19 protein-coding genes and 1 other RNA gene are annotated in these 21,081 nt (G+C 65.4%); 12 read left to right on the forward strand and 8 right to left on the reverse strand.

The features are described from left to right. Nucleotides 1–75: 75 nt before the first annotated feature. A complete protein-coding gene (locus tag FXB41_RS23665; protein WP_219683406.1) occupies nt 76–1,740 on the reverse strand; it encodes an aminotransferase class III-fold pyridoxal phosphate-dependent enzyme in 1,665 nt (554 codons plus the stop codon). A 35-nt stretch (nt 1,741–1,775) separates the two neighbouring features. Between FXB41_RS23665 and asd the strand changes: the two genes are divergently transcribed. Continuing rightward, on the forward strand, nt 1,776–2,639 hold the full coding sequence (asd, locus tag FXB41_RS23670; protein WP_007600814.1) for an archaetidylserine decarboxylase: 864 nt from the start codon (nt 1,776–1,778) through the stop codon (nt 2,637–2,639). Nucleotides 2,640–2,704: 65 nt separating this feature from the next. After that, complete coding sequence (locus tag FXB41_RS23675; protein ID WP_219683407.1) at nt 2,705–3,268, forward strand: NUDIX hydrolase; 564 nt, start codon at nt 2,705–2,707, stop codon at nt 3,266–3,268. A 181-nt stretch (nt 3,269–3,449) separates the two neighbouring features. Here FXB41_RS23675 and FXB41_RS23680 read toward each other — a convergent pair whose 3' ends face one another. Continuing rightward, entirely contained in the window at nt 3,450–4,922 is a 1,473-nt protein-coding gene (locus FXB41_RS23680) for a FecR domain-containing protein (RefSeq protein ID WP_219683510.1), read from the reverse strand. Between the two features lie 320 nt (nt 4,923–5,242). Next, nucleotides 5,243–6,016, reverse strand: a complete 774-nt coding sequence (locus tag FXB41_RS23685; protein ID WP_219683408.1) for a DUF2147 domain-containing protein — start codon at nt 6,014–6,016, stop codon at nt 5,243–5,245. 576 nt (nt 6,017–6,592) lie between these two features. Between FXB41_RS23685 and FXB41_RS40950 the strand changes: the two genes are divergently transcribed. The 3 genes from FXB41_RS40950 to FXB41_RS40955 all read left to right on the forward strand — a co-directional run bounded on the left by FXB41_RS40950 (nt 6,593) and on the right by FXB41_RS40955 (nt 8,763). Next, entirely contained in the window at nt 6,593–7,060 is a 468-nt protein-coding gene (locus tag FXB41_RS40950; protein WP_246649104.1) for a DUF2147 domain-containing protein, read from the forward strand. Nucleotides 7,061–7,367: 307 nt separating this feature from the next. Then, nucleotides 7,368–8,573 (forward strand): extensin-like domain-containing protein, encoded by a 1,206-nt coding sequence (locus tag FXB41_RS23695; RefSeq protein ID WP_219683410.1) that lies wholly within the window; start codon nt 7,368–7,370, stop codon nt 8,571–8,573. Nucleotides 8,574–8,652: 79 nt separating this feature from the next. After that, the gene (locus tag FXB41_RS40955) at nt 8,653–8,763 is read left to right on the forward strand and encodes a hypothetical protein (RefSeq protein WP_245285996.1); all 111 of its coding nucleotides are present in this window, start codon (nt 8,653–8,655) and stop codon (nt 8,761–8,763) included. Between the two features lie 41 nt (nt 8,764–8,804). Here FXB41_RS40955 and FXB41_RS23705 read toward each other — a convergent pair whose 3' ends face one another. Next, entirely contained in the window at nt 8,805–9,140 is a 336-nt protein-coding gene (locus FXB41_RS23705; RefSeq protein WP_007600823.1) for a DUF6665 family protein, read from the reverse strand. Nucleotides 9,141–9,184: 44 nt separating this feature from the next. After that, nucleotides 9,185–9,820: a TetR/AcrR family transcriptional regulator gene (locus tag FXB41_RS23710; protein ID WP_219683411.1), complete on the reverse strand. Its 636-nt coding sequence runs from the start codon at nt 9,818–9,820 to the stop codon at nt 9,185–9,187. A gap of 197 nt (nt 9,821–10,017) precedes the next feature. Between FXB41_RS23710 and FXB41_RS23715 the strand changes: the two genes are divergently transcribed. The 4 genes from FXB41_RS23715 (at nt 10,018) to FXB41_RS23730 (ending at nt 16,538) form a co-directional block, all read left to right on the forward strand. After that, nucleotides 10,018–11,334 (forward strand): HlyD family secretion protein, encoded by a 1,317-nt coding sequence (locus FXB41_RS23715; protein ID WP_219683412.1) that lies wholly within the window; start codon nt 10,018–10,020, stop codon nt 11,332–11,334. A gap of 25 nt (nt 11,335–11,359) precedes the next feature. Continuing rightward, nucleotides 11,360–12,946, forward strand: a complete 1,587-nt coding sequence (locus FXB41_RS23720; RefSeq protein WP_219683413.1) for a DHA2 family efflux MFS transporter permease subunit — start codon at nt 11,360–11,362, stop codon at nt 12,944–12,946. Between the two features lie 327 nt (nt 12,947–13,273). After that, nucleotides 13,274–15,073 carry an ABC transporter ATP-binding protein gene (locus FXB41_RS23725; protein ID WP_219683414.1) on the forward strand — a complete coding sequence of 600 codons (1,800 nt, stop codon included), beginning with the start codon at nt 13,274–13,276 and terminating at the stop codon, nt 15,071–15,073. Nucleotides 15,074–15,131: 58 nt separating this feature from the next. Then, entirely contained in the window at nt 15,132–16,538 is a 1,407-nt protein-coding gene (locus tag FXB41_RS23730) for an MATE family efflux transporter (protein WP_219683415.1), read from the forward strand. 71 nt (nt 16,539–16,609) lie between these two features. Here FXB41_RS23730 and FXB41_RS23735 read toward each other — a convergent pair whose 3' ends face one another. Continuing rightward, complete coding sequence (locus FXB41_RS23735) at nt 16,610–17,353, reverse strand: sulfite exporter TauE/SafE family protein (RefSeq protein ID WP_219683416.1); 744 nt, start codon at nt 17,351–17,353, stop codon at nt 16,610–16,612. Between the two features lie 231 nt (nt 17,354–17,584). On the opposite strand from FXB41_RS23735, the gene FXB41_RS23740 reads away from it, so the two are divergent. Beyond that, nucleotides 17,585–17,845, forward strand: coding sequence for a hypothetical protein (locus tag FXB41_RS23740; protein WP_007600831.1), 261 nt, complete (start codon nt 17,585–17,587; stop codon nt 17,843–17,845). A 6-nt stretch (nt 17,846–17,851) separates the two neighbouring features. On the opposite strand, the gene FXB41_RS23745 is transcribed toward FXB41_RS23740, so the two are convergent. Then, the gene (locus tag FXB41_RS23745; protein WP_007600832.1) at nt 17,852–19,222 is read right to left on the reverse strand and encodes an aminotransferase-like domain-containing protein; all 1,371 of its coding nucleotides are present in this window, start codon (nt 19,220–19,222) and stop codon (nt 17,852–17,854) included. A gap of 79 nt (nt 19,223–19,301) precedes the next feature. Between FXB41_RS23745 and FXB41_RS23750 the strand changes: the two genes are divergently transcribed. Further along, entirely contained in the window at nt 19,302–19,739 is a 438-nt protein-coding gene (locus tag FXB41_RS23750) for a DUF983 domain-containing protein (RefSeq protein WP_219683417.1), read from the forward strand. A gap of 72 nt (nt 19,740–19,811) precedes the next feature. Next, nucleotides 19,812–20,525, forward strand: a complete 714-nt coding sequence (locus FXB41_RS23755) for an alpha/beta fold hydrolase (protein WP_219683418.1) — start codon at nt 19,812–19,814, stop codon at nt 20,523–20,525. Nucleotides 20,526–20,581: 56 nt separating this feature from the next. On the opposite strand, the gene rnpB is transcribed toward FXB41_RS23755, so the two are convergent. Further along, nucleotides 20,582–21,012, reverse strand: an RNA gene (gene rnpB / locus FXB41_RS23760) — RNase P RNA component class A. Nucleotides 21,013–21,081: the final 69 nt, after the last annotated feature.

Below are 21,081 nucleotides of genomic sequence, written 5' to 3' on the forward strand. Positions count from 1 at the left end.
GGGGAATCTCGAGGTTCCGGGTTCGGCTCTTCGAGCCGCCCCGGAACGACTGTGTGTTGGAGCGGAGAATCGACCTTAGCGTCCGAAGCGCTTGGCCAGCATCTCTTTCAGGATCTGCCGCTTGATGGTCTTGTTGGTGAGGACGCCATCGTGCCACCAGAAGCCGTCGGCCTTCATCTTCTCGGCGGCGCGAACGAAACGTTCGGCGACCTCGGTGAAATCGGCATCGGTGTAGTTCAGGCTGAAGATCAGCCGGCCGGTGCCGACCCAGCTCAAGGACAGGCCTTCGGCGCGCAGATAATATTGCAGCATCCAGTTGTAGCGGGACGGCGTGGTGTATTTCACCGTCCAGATCGACGAGAAGTTCGCGAACCGCACCGGCAGGTCGGCATCGCCCATCATTTGGTTGAGCTTTTGCGCGCGGCCGTTCCAGGTCTCGTCCAATCCGTCATAGATGGCGCGGAAGTTCGGGCTGGCGAGCCGGCTCAGAAACTCGTCCATCGCCGTCATGACGTAGGGGTGCGAGTTGAAGGTGCCGCGGGCGAAGCAGACGTCGGCGGGGCGGTCGTCGCGGAACCGGCGCATCAACTCCTTCTTGCCGCAGACTACGCCGACCGGCAGGCCACCGGCGAGGCTCTTGCCGTAGGTCACCATGTCGGCCTTGACGCCGAAATACTCCTGGGCGCCGCCTGCCGCGAGACGGAAGCCGACGAAGACCTCGTCGAAGATCAGCACGATGCCGCGCTGGTCGCAGACCTCGCGCAGCGTCTTGAGCCACTCGGTGTAGGCGGTGCGGTCAAAATTGCCGCCGCGAGAGGAATCAACCAGCGAGGAGTCGCCGGGCGCGTTGCCATTCGGATGCAGCCCCTGCAGCGGGTTGACCAGCACGCAGGCGATGTCCTTGCGCGTCCGCAGCACGTGCAGCGTCTTCTCCGACATCTCGGCGAGGGTGTAGGTCTCGTGCGCGGGAATCGGATTGCCGACTCCAGGCTGCACGTCGCCCCACCAGCCATGATAGGCGCCGGCGAAACGAACGAGATGGGTGCGCCTGGTGTGATAGCGCGCGAGCCGCACCGCCTGCATCACGGCCTCGGTGCCGGACATGTGGAAGGAGACTTCGTCGAGGCCCGAGATCTGGCACAGCCGCGCCACGTTCTCGAGGATGACGGGATGGTAGGGGCCGAGCACCGGTCCGAGCGCGTGCGCGCGCTTCTCGGAGCCCTCGATGCATTCCTTGTAGAAGTCGTTGCCGAAGATGTTGACGCCGTAGGACCCCGTGAGGTCGTAGGAGGTGTTGCCGTCGACATCCGTGACGGTGACGCCGCGCGACGACTCCAAGAAGGTCGAGGTGCCCAAATGCTCGCGGACGAGGCGCGAGAACTGGAACGGCACGCGGTAGGTTTCGGTGAAGTGCAGGTCGGAGATCTTTTCCGCCGCGTCCTTCGTCATCGCGCGGCCCTTGGGGTAGCGCTCGGCGTAGAGACGCGCGAGACGGAAGAAGCCGTCCTTGCGCTGGGCTGCGACGTTCGCCGGCGCGCCGTCGCAAGCGAAGTACGCATCGCCTTCGAATTCGTAGAACGGGAGCAGCTTTGCCACCCGCCGGGACATCTTGGAGTGCCCGGCGAGCGAGCGGTGCTTGGCGCGGGACAATTCGATCCGTGCCTTGATTTTCGGGAAGGCGGCGGCAGCGGACGCTGCGGCGGCCACGGACAAAGAAAGAATCGGGAGTGTCGTTTCCATGACAACAAGCGCTAATACTGCGAGCTGACAGATTCATGACAGTCAAAGCCCTGATCGCCTCTTTCACCCAGCAGGAAGACCTCAACTTCCTGCTGACCAACCGCATCCCTCGCGCGGCGCTAACCCGCTTCATGGGCTGGTTCTCGAAGATCGAGAACCCGCTGGTGCGGGACGGCTCCATCGCGCTGTGGAAGCTGTTCTCCGACCTCGATCTGTCGGAGGCGCGGAAAACGCATTTCAAGAGCCTGCACGACTGCTTCACCCGGGAGCTCAAGCCCGGCTTGCGCCCCTTTGATCCGGACCCCTCCATTGTCGCCAGCCCGTCCGACGGCATCGTCGGCGCCCATGGCCGGATCGCGGACACCGAGCTGTTCCAGGTCAAAGGCGCGCCGTACTCGCTGCTCGATCTGCTCGGCGATTCCGCCCTTGTCGATCAGCACCGCAACGGCTCCTTCGTCACCCTGCGGCTGACCTCGAGCATGTATCACCGCTTCCACGCGCCCTTTGACGCGCATATCGAGCGTGTCACGTTGATCCATGGCGACGTCTGGAACGTCAACCCGATCGCGCTGAAACGGGTCGAGCGTCTGTTTTGCAAGAACGAGCGCGCAGTGATCCGCACGCATTTGCCGACGGGCGAAGCCGTGACGCTGGTACCGGTCGCCGCGATCCTGGTCGCGAGCATCCGTCTGCATTTCCTCGACATGGTGCTGAATGCCCAGACGAGAGGGCCGGTCAATTTTCCCTGCGACGTCAACGTGAGCAAGGGCGAGGAGCTCGGCTGGTTCGAGCATGGCTCGACCATCATCATCCTCGCGCCCGGCGATTTCACCTTCTGCGACGACATTGCCGAGGGCACGCGCATTCGCGCAGGTCAAGCGCTGCTGAGAAAAAACTAGCCTTCAATCAGCAGCGTCGGCCGCCTATATCGTCCCTGGACGTTTCTGCGACGACGGATTTGGTGATGGCACGGGCGCCGGTGATGGCGGCGGGTGGTATTGTGCTGCGGCGAGGTGCGCCGCCGCTGATCGCCGTCGTGCGCCAGCGCAAGCGCAACGAATGGGTTTTGCCCAAGGGCAAGCTCGACGACGGCGAGACGCCGAAGCAAGCCGCGCATCGCGAAGTGCTGGAAGAGACCGGTCACGAGGTCGCCATCCACGAGTTTCTGGGCACGCTCGTCTATCAGTCCGGCGGGCGCTCCAAGGTCGTGCATTTCTGGCGCATGGAGGCCGGGGACGGTCCCGTCCGCAAGCTGATGAACGACATCAAGGCGGTCGACTGGTTGACGCTGGAAGACGCGCTCGCGCGCCTGTCGCGCGAGTACGAGCGCGTGTTTCTGACCCAGGTCGGCCCGATCGCGCTCGCGGCGGCAGGGCTTGCGCCGGTGGATACCGACGTCACACCGCCGCTCGCGACCGAGGATGTCGATGCAGCCTTGCAGACGCTGACGCCAGCCGAAGCGGCTTCGGACGAGTTGCGGCATGGTCTGTTGCAGAAGGTGAAGGCTTGGCTGCGCGGCGAGGCGTGAGTTCTTCTCGGGCGCAGTGCGACGCTGCACCCTCGCCCCTTGCGGGAGAGGGTGGCTTTGCGAAGCAAAGCCGGGTGAGGGGTCTCTCTCCACGCGTCAAGCTGTCGATGAGTTTTCGCCGATAGAACCCCTCATCCGGCGCTTCGCGCCGCCTTCTCCCGCAAGGCGAGAAGGAAGAAAGTCACCGCCGCTCCTTCTCCTTCGGAACTGGTGCTGGCCTTCGCGGCGCTGCGGGGCGTTGCGCGGCGGGGAGGCGCTGCTGGAATCCGCCCGGGCGTTGCATGCCCGGCTGTCGAGCAGCGGGCGGCTGGCCGGGCTGCATGCCGGTGCGCGGAAGCTGCGGCTGCAGGCCCGGCTGCTGGTGCGTTCCGCCCGGCTGCGGCGGCGCGACTCCGCCGGGCTGCGTCGGAATCTGCCCACCGCGTTGCGGCCGGGTTTGCGGCGTGCCGTCAGGCTGCGTGCCTTGACCGGTGCGCGGTGGGCCTGCCGGACGTCCCGCGCCTTGCTTCTGGCCTTGCTGTTGCTGACCCTGACCCGCGCTCGGCGTACCGGGCTGGACGGCGCCGCCTTGGCCCGGCGCTTGACCCTGTCCTTGGCCCTGCCGCTGGGGCTGGGCGCCTTGGCGGCCTGGCGTGCCGGGCTGCTGCTGGCCTGGACGGTTGTTCTGACCGGGCTGACCGTTCGGCCGCTGCGGCTGTTGCGGCTGTTGTCCTGGCGCCGTATTCGGCCGCAATTGTTGCTGTTGCGGCGGCTGGAACGGCCGCGGAATGCGCGGGCTCGCGGTCGGATTGGCACGGCGGAAGTCGCGCTGCTCGGTGACGATCTGCCGGCCCGTGGTCTGCGCCAGATGCACCTGGCTGACGAAGCCGCGGTCGCGTGCGATCTGCTGTGGTGCGATCGTGATCGGCACCGCGGCAAAGCGCATGACGCCTGCCGCGGCCGCGCCCGGCCGGATCGCAAAACCGCTCGCGCCTTGCGTCAGCGCGCCGAGCCGCGTCCCGCTCGTGCGGTCGTCGACGTCGATGTGTCCGACCCGGCCGTCGGCGTCGGGATAGAGCTTGATGTTGACGTTGTTGGCGTTGTTCGCGGCCGGGCCTTCCGGCACCTCGACGACGCCGGTGGTGCCGCGGATGCCGAGCGTCGCCGTCGGCGTCGTGATCTTCATGTCGCCGGTCTTTGCCACCGCCGCCGCGACGAAGGCGACCGTGCCCTTGCCGATGTCGAAGATTCCTGCGTTCTGTTTGCCGCCGTCCTCATAGACGTAAGTGTCGATGGTGATCTTGGCGCTGGCCGAGAGGTTGAACGTGGTCGCGTCGTTGAAGGTGATGCCGAGCGAGGAGTTCGACGAAGTCTGCACGACGTCGTTGAGATAGATGTCGTCGCGTACCCGCAGCGGATAGGAATTTTTGTCGCGGATCACGGTCGCGATGCCCGTCACCGTCGCGACGTTGCCGATCGGCTCGATGGCGGCGGGCTGCGCCTCGGTCGCGGGAACGGGTGAAGCCGATGGCGTCGGCGAGGGGGCGGGCGACGGCTGCGCTTGTGGCTGCGCCTGCGCAAGCTCGATCCCATCGGATGCGAACGCAACGCTCGCGCCGGCCGGCGGCAACGCCAGCAGCACAAGCGCGAACATGAAGCGGCGCCAGGCCACGATAAATGTCACGAAGAGTCCCGGTGAGAAACGCGAGGCGAGATCGACCGATATCAGCCGGGTACAGCTGAACGGCGGATGAATGTCTATCGCACGGCGGCGGTGAACGTTCAAATCCAACTCTTTCCCCTCATGGTGAGGAGCGCGCCCTTGCGCGCGTCTCGAACCATGCAGGCCCGCTCGCGATCCGGGCCTTTGCCCTTCGAGACGCCTGCTTCGCAGGCTCCTCAGGGTGAGGGGATAAACTGAGACTGTCGCGCATGATCCCGGGTCGATGCTTCGCATCGCCCGGGATGACTATAGAATGGGACGATGGTGGTGCGTCAGCTCACGCGCTTCCAGGTCTGGCCGCCGCAGAACATGCCGCCGAAGGCGCAGCCCTGCACGCGCATTGCATTCGGGCCCTTCATCGCGATCGTCGAGTCGTAGTTGCGGCCGGAGTCGGGATCGTGGATGCGGCCGCTCCACTTCGCACCGTCGGGCTTCATGTTGATCAGGATACGCTCGTTGCTCTTCGCGGCGTAGCCGCAGAGATTGACGCCACACTGTTCGACGCGGACATTGCCCTTGTTCTCTTCGGTCGCCCAGACGCCGATCGGCGTGTTGGCAACCGCGACAGGCGCGGCGGGCACCGGCGCCGGAGCGGGGGCCGGAGCAACCGCGACGGGCGCGGGAGCCGCAGCGGGCGCGGTCTGCGTCGTGGCGTCGTAGCCAGCGGACGGAGCAGCGGCAACCGTCGTGCTCGGTGCCGCGATAGCGGGCGCTGCCAGCGCGGTCGCGTGCACGGGGGCCTGCTGCACGGGCTGCTGCTGCTGCACCGGAGCCGGCGCCGGCTGCGCGGTCGTGGCCGGAGCCGGCGTGGTGTCGACGTCATCATCCTTCGAGCCAAGGCCCTTGAGGTTGATGTTGTTCAGCTTGATCGGCTTGTCGGACAAGCCCGGCGCGACGATGGTCACGCAATTGAGCGAGGCGCAGTTGCGCGGCGTCTCGATGCGGATGTTCTGGCCTTCGATCTGGAACGAGATCGCATTGCCGGCATGCGCGGCGGCGGTGGACGCGAGGAAGAGAGCGGTGGCGGCGATGGTGAGCTTGTTCATGACAACCTCCGAAGAATGTGTGGGTCCCGATGGGACTGAAGTCGCGGGTGGATGAAGCGTGGTTCGACCCTACGCCGGGCCGGTCGCACCTTCTGTGATGGGCGTCACAACGGCTCCCCGGTGCTGGGTGACGCCGCGCACATTCAGCCGCGATTGCATCTGTGTAATGTCGTCGCCACAGAGAGGGAGGCGCCGATGATGCGGCTTGTGACTTCGCTTGGCACATTGATCGCGCTGATGGCGATTGCGCCCGCAGCCGAGGCCGGGTCCTTCGCGTTCTCGATCGGCGGTCATCGATTCCAGGTCGACTCGCCCAGCCATTGCCGATCGGCTTCCTGTGTTTCGGTTTCCTCCCATCGCAGCTTTCGGCCGGACGATGACACGACGCCGGCCCCTGCGCCGGTGCTTCCGCCGCCGCAGCCGCTCTATCCCGCGGCTCCGGTCAGGCCAGCGCAAGCGATTGCGGTAGCGCCTGCGACGGCGCCGGCGGCTCCTGTCCTTGCCTCGACGACGTCGCAGCCAATTGTCCTGCCGCAGGCGCCAAGCTCCAATCCCCCACGGGTGGAGCTACCGCGGATGGATCCGCCGAAGACCGTCGCGCTCGATCCGCCGCGCATGGAGGTACCTGTCGTCGCGCCAAGGCCGGAGATCAAGCAGGCCATGACGAGCCCAGAGCGCGGCGACGACGAGCCGGCCTATTTGCCGCTCGGCGAATGGGAGAGCGCAGGCGCCAAGGGCATGGTCCGCATCGAACGCTGTGGACCGGCACTGTGCGGCTTCGCGCTCACTGAAGCGTCGACCAGGGGCGAGAGCGTGCTCGTCAACATGAAGCCGAAAACACACGACGTCTGGACCGGCAACATCTATAGCCGCTCCAGCGGCAGCACCTATTATGCGACGATGACGCTGAAGAGCTCCGGCAAGCTCCACGTCGAAGCCTGCGTACTGGGCCACTTCTGGTGTTCCGGAAACGACTGGACGCGAGCCGAAGAGCGGCCGGAGAAGCTGATCACGACGTCGCGGCAGTGGAGCGCGCGGTCGTAAGGGAAGCGTTCGATACCTCCGGCTGAAGCCGCCTAGATCATGCCGAGCACGATGGCGCCGACGAAGGCCATGGCGAGGTACGCGGTGATAACGCTCAGTCTCCCGGCGAACGTCATGATGTCGCTCCCGCTGTCGCGCCGCTTTGCGCGAGAGCGTCATGGTTAACAGAAAGTCTCTTTCCGAAAAAGTCAGCTTTGCTGTCGCTCGTCACCTGCGGACAGTCCTGCTGGCGCCGGCTGACATGGTTAAAGAACACTGAAATCAACACGTTGAAGAGTCTTTAAGTAAATTCACCGAACGTGCGTGCATGACGCGCGGAGTTCGTTTGTATCTCGTCGGCTCCATCGTCCTTGTTTCGTTAGCAGGTTGCGGACGCGGCGTCTTCCAGGCCGAACGTGAACCGTGGCGGGCCGAGGCCGAAGCCGCATGCCTGAAATCAGGCGCGGTGAAAGAGGGGCCGGATCTCGTCCGCATCGACTCGATCTCCGGGCCGGGCATGTGCGGCGCAGAGTTTCCGCTCAAGGTCGCCGCCCTCGGCGAAGGCTCGAGCAGCTACGGCTTTGCCGATGAGGAACTGCGTCCGCCCGGGAGCGTGGGCAGCCAGCCGCGCTGGCCGGTGACGCAGCCGCGATCGAATTACCCGCAGAGCCAGAACACTCCGGCATCGTCCTATCCGCAACGCTCGAACTATCCCGAGAGCGCGGTGCGTCAGCCGTCCGGCTATGGCGCTTCCCCTGGTCCAATGCCTCTGAATGCGCCCGGCGTGGCGCAGCAGGAAGACGAGATCGATTTGCCGCCCGAGGGCACCGATGCCGCGGGCGCGTCGCGCTACATGAATGCGCCGAGCTATCCGGCACGGCCGGCGCCCTACTCGCAGGCGCCCGCGCAGCAACCGCTGCCGCGCCTTGGTCCGGCACAGGGCAATCCCGTCACCGCCGTTGGCCCCGTTGCGATCAAGCCGGTTGCGACGCTGGCCTGTCCGATCGTGTCCGAGCTCGATCGTTGGCTCGCCGACACCGTGCAGCCCTCGGCGATGCGGTGGTTCGGCACCCGCGTCGCGGAGATCAAGCAGATCTCCGCTTATTCCTGCCGCGGCATGAACGGCAATTCGCACGCCCATATCTCCGAGCACGCCTTCGGCAACGCGCTCGACATCGCCGCCTTCGTGCTCGCCGATGGCCGCCGCGTCACCGTGAAGGATGGCTGGCGCGGCATGCCGGAAGAGCAGGGGTTCTTGCGCGACGTGCAGTCGGGCGCGTGTGTGCATTTCACCACGGTGCTGGCGCCGGGCTCGAACGTCTATCATTACGATCACATCCACGTCGATCTGATGCGCCGCGCCAGCCGCCGCCTGATCTGCCAGCCCGCTGCCGTCTCCGGCGAAGAGGTCGCCGCGCGGGCGGGCGGGCGCAATCCCTATGCGAATGCGCGTGATCCCTCCGTGACCGGCTCGCTGGGTACGCGCAAGAGCATGGCGCGAAAACACGAAGAGGACGAGTACGCCGACGATTGAGGCTTGCGCGTGATGCGTAGCCCAGGAGGAAAGGGGCCCGATCTCGCTCGGCCGTATCACGCCAGGCCAACTCGCGCGCATGATCGGCGCGACGCGCCTGTCCATCAGCCTGATCCTCAGCCGCCTCCAGGACGACGGCATCGTCTGGACTGGCCGACCAAGACGGCCGTCAACGATCTCGCCGCGTTGAGGAAGCAGGTGACCGACTAGAGCCCGCGCCGTAGAAAAATTTCAGGTCGACTTCGACGGTGCTGGGACCAGTCCCATGCACAGCTGTACCTCGGCGGGGACATTGTAGGTCCGCATGATGTGGCGGCTGTCGCGCAGGCCGGTTGCCTCACGCTGCACCACGAACATCCAGAGCGCGTGGCCGGCTTCCATCACCAGCTTTCGCCTGGCCGGCTGCATCGCGGCCGGCACTTCCGAGCTTGCGTGAGCGGCGTCGAACTCGCGCAAGCGCGCCAGCGCCCGTTCGAGCGTGCGGCCCATCCGTCCGAGCGCGGAGGCCTGTTCCTGGACAATCTCGTAATGGAGGATATCGACCGGCGGGCGAAGATCACGGGACATGAGCCCCAATATAGGACCGACGGAACGGCCTGCAACGCGTGGCGCTACTTCGCCCGGTACGCCGCCAGGAACATCCGCGTCGCGCTGTCGACGACTTCGCTCATGCGCTCTTCCGACGGCGCGGGCGCGGCCTGGAAGACGAAGGGCAGGAACAGCGAGGCCTTGCACAGTTCCATGAATTGCGACGCCGCCAGATCACAATCGTCGATCGCGAGATCGCCGCAGGCGACATGGGTGTTGAGATAGTCGGAGAGGCGGTTGATGGACTTGTCCAGCACCCGCGCATAATAGCGGCGGCCGAGATCGGGCATGCGCTCGGCGATCGCCATCACGGTGCGGATCGCCGATCCGCCGCCGGGCCGGCACAGCAGACGGTTGTAGGCCCGGCCGAAATCCTTCAGCGTGGTTTCAACATCGCGGGCCGGATCGAAGTTGAACGCGACCTGACCGTGCTGGAGCGCCTCCTGCTCGAGGATGGCTTCGAACAGCGCGCATTTGTCCGCGAAGTAGACGTAAAGCGTGCCCTTCGAGACCTGCGCCGCGCGAGCGATCTCGCCCATGCTGGCACCGTCAAACCCGAGATCCATGAACACCTTGCGGGCCCCGTCCAGGATCTGGCGGCGTTTGGAGCTGTCCTCCTCCTGGATGACGTGCAGATGTTCGCGGTCGGCTACAACCATTGGTTCAGGGTCTCGGAAGGTTTTTGCATCGGTCCAGGATCATGAAACCGAAATAAAGGGTTCGGGCCAGTAGGCTCTGCCCGGGAATATTATCTATATTGACCGAACCGTTCGGTCAATGATATTTGGGATAAGCGAGAGGGAGCGGGCCGCACGCGGCTGTCCCTCATCGCGCTTTTTTGTTGGGGGAGGCCTCCATGGCCGTAGTGAGAGACCAGGCTGCGCGCGTCCTTCGCCCGGACGCCGTGGAGACGCCGACGCCCGCGGGTGGTGAGGCTGCCACCGAGACGTCTGTGGCTCTCGCCGAGCAGTTGCGCTCTCATGTGGCCGAGGAAACCAAGCGCCGCCCCAGCGAGGCGCCGGAGCAGCCCGTGACCGACAAGCCGGCCGCAGCCCCAGACGCGCCCGCCGCCGGCGCGCCGAAGTCCGGCAAGCGTAAATTCGTGATGATGGGAGTAGGGTTGGTGCTGGCGCTCGCTGCCGCGAGCTATGCCGGCTATTACACGCTGGTCGGCCGCTTCTACGTCGCGACCGACGATGCCTATGTCCGCGCCAACAACACCATGCTGGGCGCGCGCGTTGCCGGCCACGTCTCCTCGATCCTCGCCGGCGACAACACGACGGTGCGCGCCGGCGACATCGTCTTCCGCATCGACGACGGCGACTACAAGATCGCGGTCGACGCCGCCGCGACCAGGATCGCGACCCAGCAGGCCACCATCGATCGCATCGGCCGCCAGGTCGCGGCGCTCGACAGCCAGGTCGCGCAGGCCAAGGCGCAACTCGTCTCCGCCGAAGCCGGCCTCAAGCGCGCCGACCTCGATTATGAGCGCCAGCAGGCGTTGAGCAACAAGGGGTTTGCCTCGCGCGCCACCTTCGAGAGCTCCGAAGCCGGGCGCGACCAGGGCGCCGCCGCCGTCAAGGCTGCGCAGGCCGCCTACGACGTCGCGCTCAGCAATGTCGACGTCGCCAAGGCGCAGCAGGCCGAAGCGCAGGCGCAACTCGCCGAGCTCAAGACCACGCTGGCCAAGGCCGAGCGCGATCTCGCCTTCACCGCGGTGCGCGCGCCGGTCGACGGCACGTTCTCGAACCGCCTCGTCAGTGCCGGCGATTTCGTCGCGGTTGGCCAGCGGCTCGGCAACGTCGTGCCGCTCGACAACGTCTATATCGACGCCAATTTCAAGGAGACCCAGCTCAAGCGCATCCGCCCCGGCCAGCCGGTGACGATCAAGGTCGATGCCTACGGCATGCGCAAATTCTCCGGCGTCGTCGACAGCATCGCGGCGGGCGCGGGCTCGGTGTTCACGCTGCTGCCGCCCGACAACGCCACCGGCAACTTCACCAAGATCGTGCAGCGCGTGCCGGTCCGCATCCGCGTGCCGAAGTCGGTCGCGAAGCAAAACCTGCTCCGCGCCGGCATGTCGGTCACTGCGACCGTCGATACCAACAAGGGCGCGGCCGACGCCGACAGCGAGGTCGATCTCGACGACGCCACCATGATCCATCCGCAGTAGCGCGCCTGCGCCGCGAGGTCAGACGATGGCGAACGCCACGACCGTTTCACCTGCCATGATGGCGGACCCCGCTTCGGAGCGCATCGCGCCGAAGCGGCTGTTCGCCTTCATCATCATGGTGTTCGGGATGTTCATGTCGATCCTGGACATCCAGATCGTCTCGGCGTCCCTGAGTGAAATCCAGGCCGGCCTGTCGGCAAGCTCCAGTGAAGTCTCCTGGGTCCAGACCGCCTATCTGATCGCCGAAGTGATCGCGATTCCGCTGTCGGGGTTTCTGTCGCGCGCGTTCGGCACGCGGCTGTTGTTCGCGATCTCGGCGGCCGGCTTTACCGTATCGAGCCTGCTCTGCGGCTTCGCCACCACCATCGAGGAGATGATCGTCTGGCGCGCGCTGCAAGGTTTTCTCGGCGCCGGCATGATCCCGACGGTGTTCGCTTCCGCCTACACCGTTTTCCCGCGCACCAAATTCCACATCGTCGGTCCCATCATCGGGCTCGTCGCAACGCTGGCTCCGACCATCGGGCCGACCGTCGGCGGCTACATCACCGACCTGATGTCCTGGAACTGGCTGTTCTTCATCAACATCGTGCCCGGCATCGGTATCACAATCGGCGTGCTGGCGCTGGTCGATTTCGACGAGCCGCATTTCGAATTGCTCGATCGTTTCGACTGGTGGGGGTTGCTGTTCATGGCCAGCTTCCTGGGCACGCTGGAATACGTGCTGGAGGAAGGCCCGCAATATGAATGGATGCAGGACCCCTCGGTCGCGATCTGCGCCTGGATCTGCGGCATCTCGGCGATCGCCTTCTTCTGGCGCGTCTTCACGGCGGCCGAGCCGATCGTCAATTTGCGCACCTTTTCCAATCGCAATTTCGCGATCGGCTCCGTCCTTCAGTTCTGCATCGGCATCGGCCTCTACGGCCTGACCTACATCTACCCACGTTATCTCGCCGAAGTGCGCGGCTATAGCGCGCTGATGATCGGCGATACCCTGTTCGTCTCGGGCATCACCATGTTCCTGGTTGCGCCGGTGGTCGGCCGCCTCATGGCGAAGTACGACATGCGCTACATGATCGCGTTCGGGCTCGTCGTATTCGCGCTCGGCTCCTACCAGATGACCTGGATCACGCGCGACTACGATTTCTACGAGCTGTTGATTCCGCAGATCCTGCGCGGCGTCGGCATGATGTTCGCTATGGTGCCGACCAACAACATCGCGCTCGGCACGCTCGCGCCCGACCGGGTGAAGAACGCCTCGGGGCTCTTCAACCTGATGCGCAATCTCGGCGGCGCCGTGGGCCTCGCCGTCATCAACACCGTGCTCAACGACCGCACCGACCTGCACATCTCGCGCCTGCAGGAGCGCGTGACCTGGGGCAACGCGACCGCGACCGAAACCCTGACCATGTTCATGCAGAAGTTCCAGGGGCTCGGCGATTCCACGCTGATGGCGATGAAGCAGCTGTCGCAGCTCGTGCATCGCCAGGCCGTGGTGATGGGCTTCGGCGATGCCTTCTTCATCCTGACGGTGTTCTATCTCGGCCTCACCCTGCTCGTCACGCTGTTGAAGAAGCCGGCCTCGCCGTTCGGCGCCAGCGGCGACGCGCACTAATTTGCAACACTCGTGCGTGATCTCGCGCGAGCCCCGTTGCAAATCACCAGTGACACATCTATAAAGCGCAACTCATTCCATCGAACCGGGAGGATTTGCATGATTTCGTCGCATTCGCAGATCGCACGCCCGCGCTCGATGATGTTCTGGCTCGGTATCTGCTCGGCCTCCTAGAGGCCTCTTCCGCCAGCTTCGATTGGGCTTCCAGTCCCGATCGCTCCGCTCCCCAAGTCCAAAGCCAACTTTAAGTGACGCCGTCTCGGCCCTCGCGGCCGGCCTGCGTCCATCAATGGAGCCGGCCCGCGCCAGAAGCGGCCGGATGACGCCATGACCGCTCTGTCAAAAAGGCCCGCGGCGATACGCGTGGTGCTGCCATTCGTGTTCCGGCACTGGCTGAAGCAGCCGGGGCGTACCCTCGTCGTGGCCGGCGGCTTGTTGGGCGCAACCGTCGCCGACCTGTTCATGCCGGTCTTCTCCGGACATCTGGTCGACGCCTTGACGCGCGGCCCATCCGATCCCGCCGCGCGTCACGCGGCGCTGATGGCATTGGGCGGTATCGTGGCGCTCGGCGCTGCCTCCATGGTGCTGCGGCTGACCGGCCTGCAGGCCATCGTGCCGTTCTCGCTGAAGATCATGTCCGAAGTCGCGCAGGAAGCCTTCATGTGCGTGCAACGGTTCTCGACCGACTGGCACGCCAACTCCTTCGCGGGTTCCACGGTGCGCAAGGTCACCCGCGGCATGTGGGCGCTCGACCTGTTGAACGACACCATTCTCATGGCGCTGGCGCCGTCGCTGCTGGTGCTGATCGGGTCGATGATCCTGCTCGGCATGCACTGGGCTTCTCTTGGCGCGGTGATCGCGCTCGGTGCGCTGGCCTATGTCACGATGACGGTGCTGTTCTCGACGCGCTACATCGCGCCAGCCGCGCGCATCTCCAATGCCTGGGATACCAAGGTCGGCGGCACGTTGGCGGACGCGCTGACCTGCAACGCGGTGGTGAAATCCTTCGGCGCGGAAGCGCGCGAGGATGTGCGGCTTGCCCGTGTCGTCAACCGCTGGCGCGTGCGCGTCCGGCGGACCTGGCTGCGCTACAACTACACCAATCTGGCGCAGCTCTCGGTGCTGCTGGCCCTGCGCGCCTCCGTGATCGGCGGCGCCGTGCTGCTGTGGATGTCGGGGCGGGCCTCGCCCGGCGACGTCACCTATGTGCTGACGAGCTACTACGTCATCCATGCCTATTTGCGCGACGTCGGAATGCACATCAATAACCTGCAGCGCTCGGTCAACGACATGGAGGAGCTGGTGGCGATCCACGACGAGCCGATCGGGATTGCGGATGCGCCGGACGCGCGGCCGATCGCGATCGAGCGCGGAGAGCTCCTCTTTGACGACGTCACGTTTCACTATAGCGGTCATCACGCGCCGCTCTATGACGGGTTGTCGGTCACGATCCGTGCCGGCGAGCGCGTCGGTCTCGTCGGCCGCTCCGGCTCCGGCAAGACAACTTTCGTCAAGCTGGTGCAGCGGCTCTACGACGTCACCGGCGGCCGCGTTCTGGTCGATGCGCAAGACATCGCCAAGGCCACCCAGCACTCGCTGCGCAGCCAGATCGCGATCGTGCAGCAGGACCCAATCCTGTTCCACCGCTCGCTCGCCGAGAACATCGCCTATGGCCGGCCCGGCGCCAGCCTGGAGGCGATCGAGCAGGCGGCACGGCTGGCCAACGCGCACGACTTCATCCTGCGCCTGCCAAAGGGCTACGGCACGCTGGTCGGCGAGCGCGGCGTCAAGCTCTCCGGCGGCGAGCGGCAGCGCGTGGCGCTGGCGCGCGCCTTCCTGGCCGATGCGTCGGTGCTGATTCTGGACGAAGCGACCTCGAGCCTCGATTCGGAATCCGAGGCGCTGATCCAGCAGGCGATGGAGCGGCTGATGCGAGGCCGTACCTCGATTGTGATCGCGCACCGGCTGTCGACGGTGAAGAGCCTCGATCGCATCCTGGTGTTCGACCGCGGCGAGATCGTCGAGCAAGGCACGCATGCCAGGCTCGCGGCCAAGCCCGGCGGCATCTATCGCGGCCTGTTCGAGCGCCAGGTGGTGGAGCTCGGACATATCGCAGCAGCGGAGTGAGTGGCGCGCGGCTGGCGGGACGAAAGTCCCGCCGTCGCGCCGCCAGAGGATGAATGACATGAAAGACCTGACACGCGGCTCCATCGTGGGCCACATCCTGAGCATGGCGCCACCGATCGTGGTCGGCATGATCACGATCATGATCTGCCAGCTCGTCGACCTGTATTTCGTGTCGGGACTGGGCGATGCGGCAATCGCGGGTGTCGCCGCGGCCGGCAATGCCGGCTTTCTCGTCAATGCGCTGATGCAGGTGCTTGGCGTCGGCACCGTGGCGCTGATGGCGCACGCGGTGGGGCGCAAGGATCGCGGCGACGCCAACCTCGTCTTCAACCAGTCGGTCCTCCTGTCGGTGCTGTTCGGGCTCCTGACCTTGGGCGCGGGCTTCGCATTGTCGCGTCCATATATGCGCGCGGTCGCGGCCGATGAGGCCACGGTCGAAGCCGGCGCGATTTATCTGCTCTGGTTCATGCCGGCTTTGGCGCTGCAGTTTGCGTCGCAGGTCATGGCGTCTGCGTTGCGGGCCACGGGAATCGTGCGGCCGAGCATGCTGGTTCAAGCGCTTGCAGTGGCCATCAACATCGCGCTGGCGCCGGTCCTGATCTCGGGTTGGGGCACCGGGCACGCGCTCGGTGTTGCCGGAGCGGGCCTCGCAAGCTCGATTGCCGTCTTCATCGGTGTGCTCATGCTGCTGGTGTATTTCCTGAAACTGGAACGCTATGTCGCCTTTAATCCCGCGCAATGGCGGCCGCAGCTTCGACAGTGGAAGAGGATCCTCAATGTCGGCCTGCCTGCAGGCGGCGAGTTCGCGATGGTCTTCATCATCATGGCCGTGGGCTATTACGTGCTGAGCGTTTTCGGCTCGGCGGCACAGGCCGGATTTGGCATCGGGACGCGTCTCCTCGGCCTGATGCAGATGCCGGCGCTCGCCATCGCTCTTGCGGCGGGGCCGATCGCCGGGCAGAATTTCGGTGCCGGCAATGGAGCGCGCGTGAGGGAGACCTTTGTCAAGGCGGCGCTTGTCGCCACCGCCGTGATGATTGTTTTCCTGATCCCGGCGCAGCTCGTGCCTGGTCTGTTGCTTACCGGCTTCTCGAAGGATCAGGAGACGATGGCGGTTGCTTCGCTTTTTCTGCGTATCGTCTCGCTCAACATGGTGGCGCAGGGGCTGATCTTCACTTGCTCAAGCCTGTTTCAGGGGCTCGGCAATACCAAGCCGGTATTGTTGACCTCGGCAACGCGGGTCCTCACCTATTCCCTGCCGTCGATCTGGCTTTCGACGTGGCCGGGCTTCCGGATGGAGCATGTCTGGTATCTGTCGATCGCGACGACCACGCTGCAGGCTGCCCTGAGCGTGTGGCTGTTGCGCCGCGAGTTCGGAAAGCGCCTTGTGGTGCTCCGGCACGAGGAGCCCCCCGAGCAGGCTGCACCCGAGCCTGTGGCGACTCCTGTACGCGCGCCCGCGTAGCGATCGCTTATCTGCGTGCTTGGCGTCGGGGTTGCCGGCGGCGTGGCGCTCACCGTGAAGAAAATACGGAGTTAGTGCGTGCCCAAACTGTTCCAGACGAGGCCGAGGCCTGACAGGAACAGGAGACCGAGCACGACATCGCCGAAATGCTTGTCGCTCAGCGCGTGATAGACGCGCGCGCCGGCCCATGCGCCGATCAGCGTGCCCGGAAAGGCGACCACCGCGAGCCAGACCACCTTGAACGCGACGAGGCCCGAGGCCGTCTGCAACACCAAAGCGGTGGCGAGCACGGTGAAATTGAAGAGTTGGAAGATGCCGCGCCGCTCGTGCTTGTTCCAGCCGCGGATGTTGGCCCACAGGATCGGCAGCGGCCCCGACAATCCGGCAAGGCCACCAAGAATGCCGCCGGCGAAGCCGATCGTACCGTCGGCGATGCGACCGCCGAAGGTGATGGCGAGCGGCTTCTTGTTGAGGTACAGCGCGGTCGAGAAGATCAGCAGCAGCACGCCGACGCTCAGCTTGAACACTTTTGGATCGGCGGAGGCGACCAGCATGGTGCCCAGCGGCACGCCGATCAGTCCTCCAATCAGGAACGGCCAGACCAGCGAGAGATCAAAACTCTTCCACATCGACGGCAGCGTCGAGCTCTGCGCGATCACCGAGCAGATCAGCACCAGGGGCACCGCGAGCGAGGGCGGCAGCACGTAGAGCCAGATGCCGAGTGCCATCAGCGCGGTGCCGAATCCGGCGAGGCCCGAGACGAAGCCCCCGGCCAGTGCGCCGAGCAGCAGCAGCGCGTAGGTGAGTATTTCCAACAGATTGTCCCTGTCGCCTGGGCGATCCCGAATTGTTGATCCCCATCGCTCGCATAGCACAGCTGCGGCCGTGCAGGTCAATTTCAAAACCGCACGCAAGCGTGATCCCCAGAGGCGGGCGTTCGCGAAAGACAGGTCTAGATGATGCTCGTACTTCCACCTGGGGGCCCGCTCGACGCCATCATGCGGTCCGATCGGCCAGCATCCCGGCTGAGCATATGGAGAAGGACGATGATCCGCACGAAGATTGCCGTCGCGGCCGCGCTGGTGTCGGCGGCGGCCTTGATGCCGACGATGGCGCAGGCGCAGTTTTCCGAGCCCGCGGCCTATCAGGCTGCCCATCCCGACCGCGACGTTCTGAATGGCGGCCAGCTCACACCCGCCGCGCGCGGGGCCCGCGGCGAGTCCGTCGCGCCGAGCGAAGCCTATGCGGCCTATCCGTCCCCCGTCGCACCAGTCGTTCGCTCGCGGCATCGCCGTCAGCATCGATAAGTATTGCTAGACGATCTGTCTGGTGTCGGCGGGGCTGTGCAGCGCGCTCACGAGGATGCGTAGCGCTTCCGTCAATTCCGCCCTGTTGCGCGCCGCGCCAAGCGAGACGCGTGCCGCGTGTGGCGGCGTTCCGTCGACGGTGAAGGCCTCGCCGGCGACGACGGCTAGTCCATTCCGCAGGAGATGCGCCGCGACGTCGGCGCGGCCCTCCGGCAGCCGTAGCCACAGATGGTGAGCGGCGGGTTTGGCCTGGAACTCGAATCCTTTGAGCGCCCGTTGCGCGAGCTGCTGGCGGCCGACCGCCTCGCTCCTGATGGCGGTGATGATGCGGTCGGCGATCCCGGTCTCGATCCAATGCGTCACCAGCGCGACCATCAGCGGTGCCGGCATCTGCACCGTCGCCTGCAAAGAGTTGCGCATCTCCCGCTGCGAGCTGCTGTCGGGCGTCACCAGATAGGCGACCCGTAGCGCGGGCGCGATGCATTTCGACAGCGTGGTCGCGAGATATGTCCGTTCCGGAATGAGATTGGCGATCGGCGATGCCGAGCGATCGAGCAGCCCGTAGGCGTCATCCTCGATCAGAATCGTATCGGCATCGTTGATGATTTTTGCGATGGCGCCGCGGCGCTCGGGAAGAAGCGTCGCGGTGGTCGGATTGTGCAGCGTCGGAATGAGATAGACCGCTTTCGGTCTATGCGTGCGGCAAGCTTCCGCCAGCGCGTCGGGCAGGATGCCGCCGTCATCCATGGCGACGCCGACGAGCTTGACTCCGAGCCGCGCCGCGGCGGCCTTGATGCCGGGGAAGGTGAGGGCCTCCGTCAGCACCACGTCGCCGGGCCGGGCGAGATGGGCGAGTAGGTTGAACAGAATGGTCTGCGCGCCGGGAAAGATCACGAGCCTGTCGGCATGCGCATGCGGCACGCGTGCCCGCATCCACCGCGCCGCGACCTCGCGCTCATGTGCGCTGCCGCCGGGCGGCTGGTAGTTGAGATGCGCCGTCAGACCCGATTGCGCGCGGATGGCGTCCATCCCGGCGATGATGCGCTCGTCGAGCTGCGCTTCGAGAGGCTGCGGCGGCACGTTCATCGAGAGGTCAATCGCGACGGGATGCGGCAGGTCGACCGCGCGGCGCGCGCTGGTCTCCGACACGAACGAGCCCTGGCCGACCCGGGCCTCCATGATGCCGCGGCGCCGCGCCTCGGTGTAGGCGCGCGTCACCGTGGTGAGGTCGACGCCGAGCGCCTTTGCCAGCGCCCGCTGCGTCGGCAATTGTTGGCCGCGCACCAGCCGGCCGGCGGCGATGTCGGCCTCCATGGCCTCGACGATGCGCTGATAGCGCGGCCCGCTCAGCTCCGAGATTGTAGGGGTCCAATCCATGCAATTAAGGCCTATATCCTTTGAATGTATGGATACATGATATTATTGTATGGGTCGTAGAAAAGGAAGAGGTGGGGTCATGGCGACCGGTTCAGTCTCTCTGGCAAAAGCGATGTGGCGCGGATTTCGCGGCAAGTGCCCGAACTGCGGCGAAGGCCATGCGTTCGGCCGTTTCCTGAAGGTGGCGGATACCTGTGACCATTGCGGCGAGGAGCTGTTCCACCAGCGCGCCGACGATTTTCCGGCTTATCTCGTGATGGTCGTCGTCGGCCATCTCGTGGTCCCGGCAATCCTCGCGGTGGAGACCGCCTATGCCCCAGCAGTTTGGCTGCAACTGGCGGTGTGGCTGCCGGTGACCCTGTTCGCTTCGCTCGCGCTGCTGCAGCCGACCAAGGGTGCCATCGTCGGGCTGCAATGGCAGATCGGCATGCACGGTTTTGAGGCGGGCAAGCTGCGGCGTGAAGCCGGTCGGCCTGCACCCGTGCTCGTGAAGGTGAACGCGCCGCGCGCAGCTTAAGGGACCGCAGCGTTTACATCGCGCGCTCGCCCGCTACACTCCATCGTACAAACAAGAACGATGGAAACGCCGATGGCCGCAAGCTCAAAAACCTTCCTGCTTTGTCACGGCGCGTGGTCTGGCGGGTGGGCCTGGAAGAAGATGCATCCGCTGATGGCGCAGGCCGGCCACCGCCTGATTGCGCCGACCTATACCGGGCTCGGCGAGCGCGCGCATCTGGCCAGTGCCGCGATCGATCTCGACACGCATATCCAGGACATTCTCAACGTCATCAGGTTCGAGGATCTCAGCGACATCGTGCTGCTCGGCCACAGCTATGGCGGCATGGTCGCCACCGGCGTCGCCGATCGCGCGCGCGAGCGGGTGACGCAATTGATCTACCTCGACGCCTTCGTGCCGCGTGACGGCCAGTCGCTGTTCGATCTCCATGAGGGCGGGCGCGAGCCGATGCGCAAGGCGGCAAGCTCAGGCGACGGCTACCGCATCCCGCCGAACCCGCCGCCGCCGGACACGCCGCAGGCCGATCTCGACTGGCTCAACGCCCGCCGGATCAACATGCCGATCAAATGTTTCGAGACAAAGCTGAAGCTCGAAGGTAGCGAGCCGGCGATGCCGCGCAGCTACATCTATTGCACGCGCATTCCGCCGGGCGACGTGTTCGGGCAATTCGCGAGGCGCACGAGGAGCGAGGACGGCTGGCGTTTTGTCGAGCTCGACGCCAGCCACGCGCCGAACGTGACAGCGCCGGACGCGCTGATGGGCGTATTGCAAGAGATCGTCGGATAGTGAGCGCCCAAATGGTGAGGGGCTCGATGCGGTCAGCATCGAACCCCTCGTTGCAAGATATCAGCCGGCCTGTAAGCCGGGTTCTGTAAGGCACCGTCCGCTTGCGCGAACGATACGTGACGGCCATTCCTCTGGGACCATGTTTGCACATGGCCTCGAGCAACCTACCCGGACGGCGGGCCTGACATCGCCCCGCGGCGTTATCGCTTTCGCGAACAGCCCGCTACGCCGTCCCTATTCGGTTTTGCTCCCGGTGGGGTTTACCATGCCGGCTCCGTTGCCGCAGCCGCGGTGCGCTCTTACCGCACCTTTTCACCCTTACCTGCCTACGCAGCTTGCGCTGCGAAGGCGGGCGGTTCGTTCTCTGTGGCACTTTCCCTGGGGTCGCCCCCGCCGGACGTTATCCGGCACCGTATGTCAAGGGAGCCCGGACTTTCCTCCCCGGCGGCCTTTCGGCACCTGCCGGAGCGGCCGTCCGGCCGACTGACGGGGCAGGCATGGGGCATTTATGACGGTTCCGTCAAGCTGATATCGCCGCGTATGCGGCCTGCAAATA

Origin of the sequence: Bradyrhizobium canariense (assembly GCF_019402665.1) — a bacterium.
Taxonomy (GTDB): domain Bacteria; phylum Pseudomonadota; class Alphaproteobacteria; order Rhizobiales; family Xanthobacteraceae; genus Bradyrhizobium; species Bradyrhizobium canariense.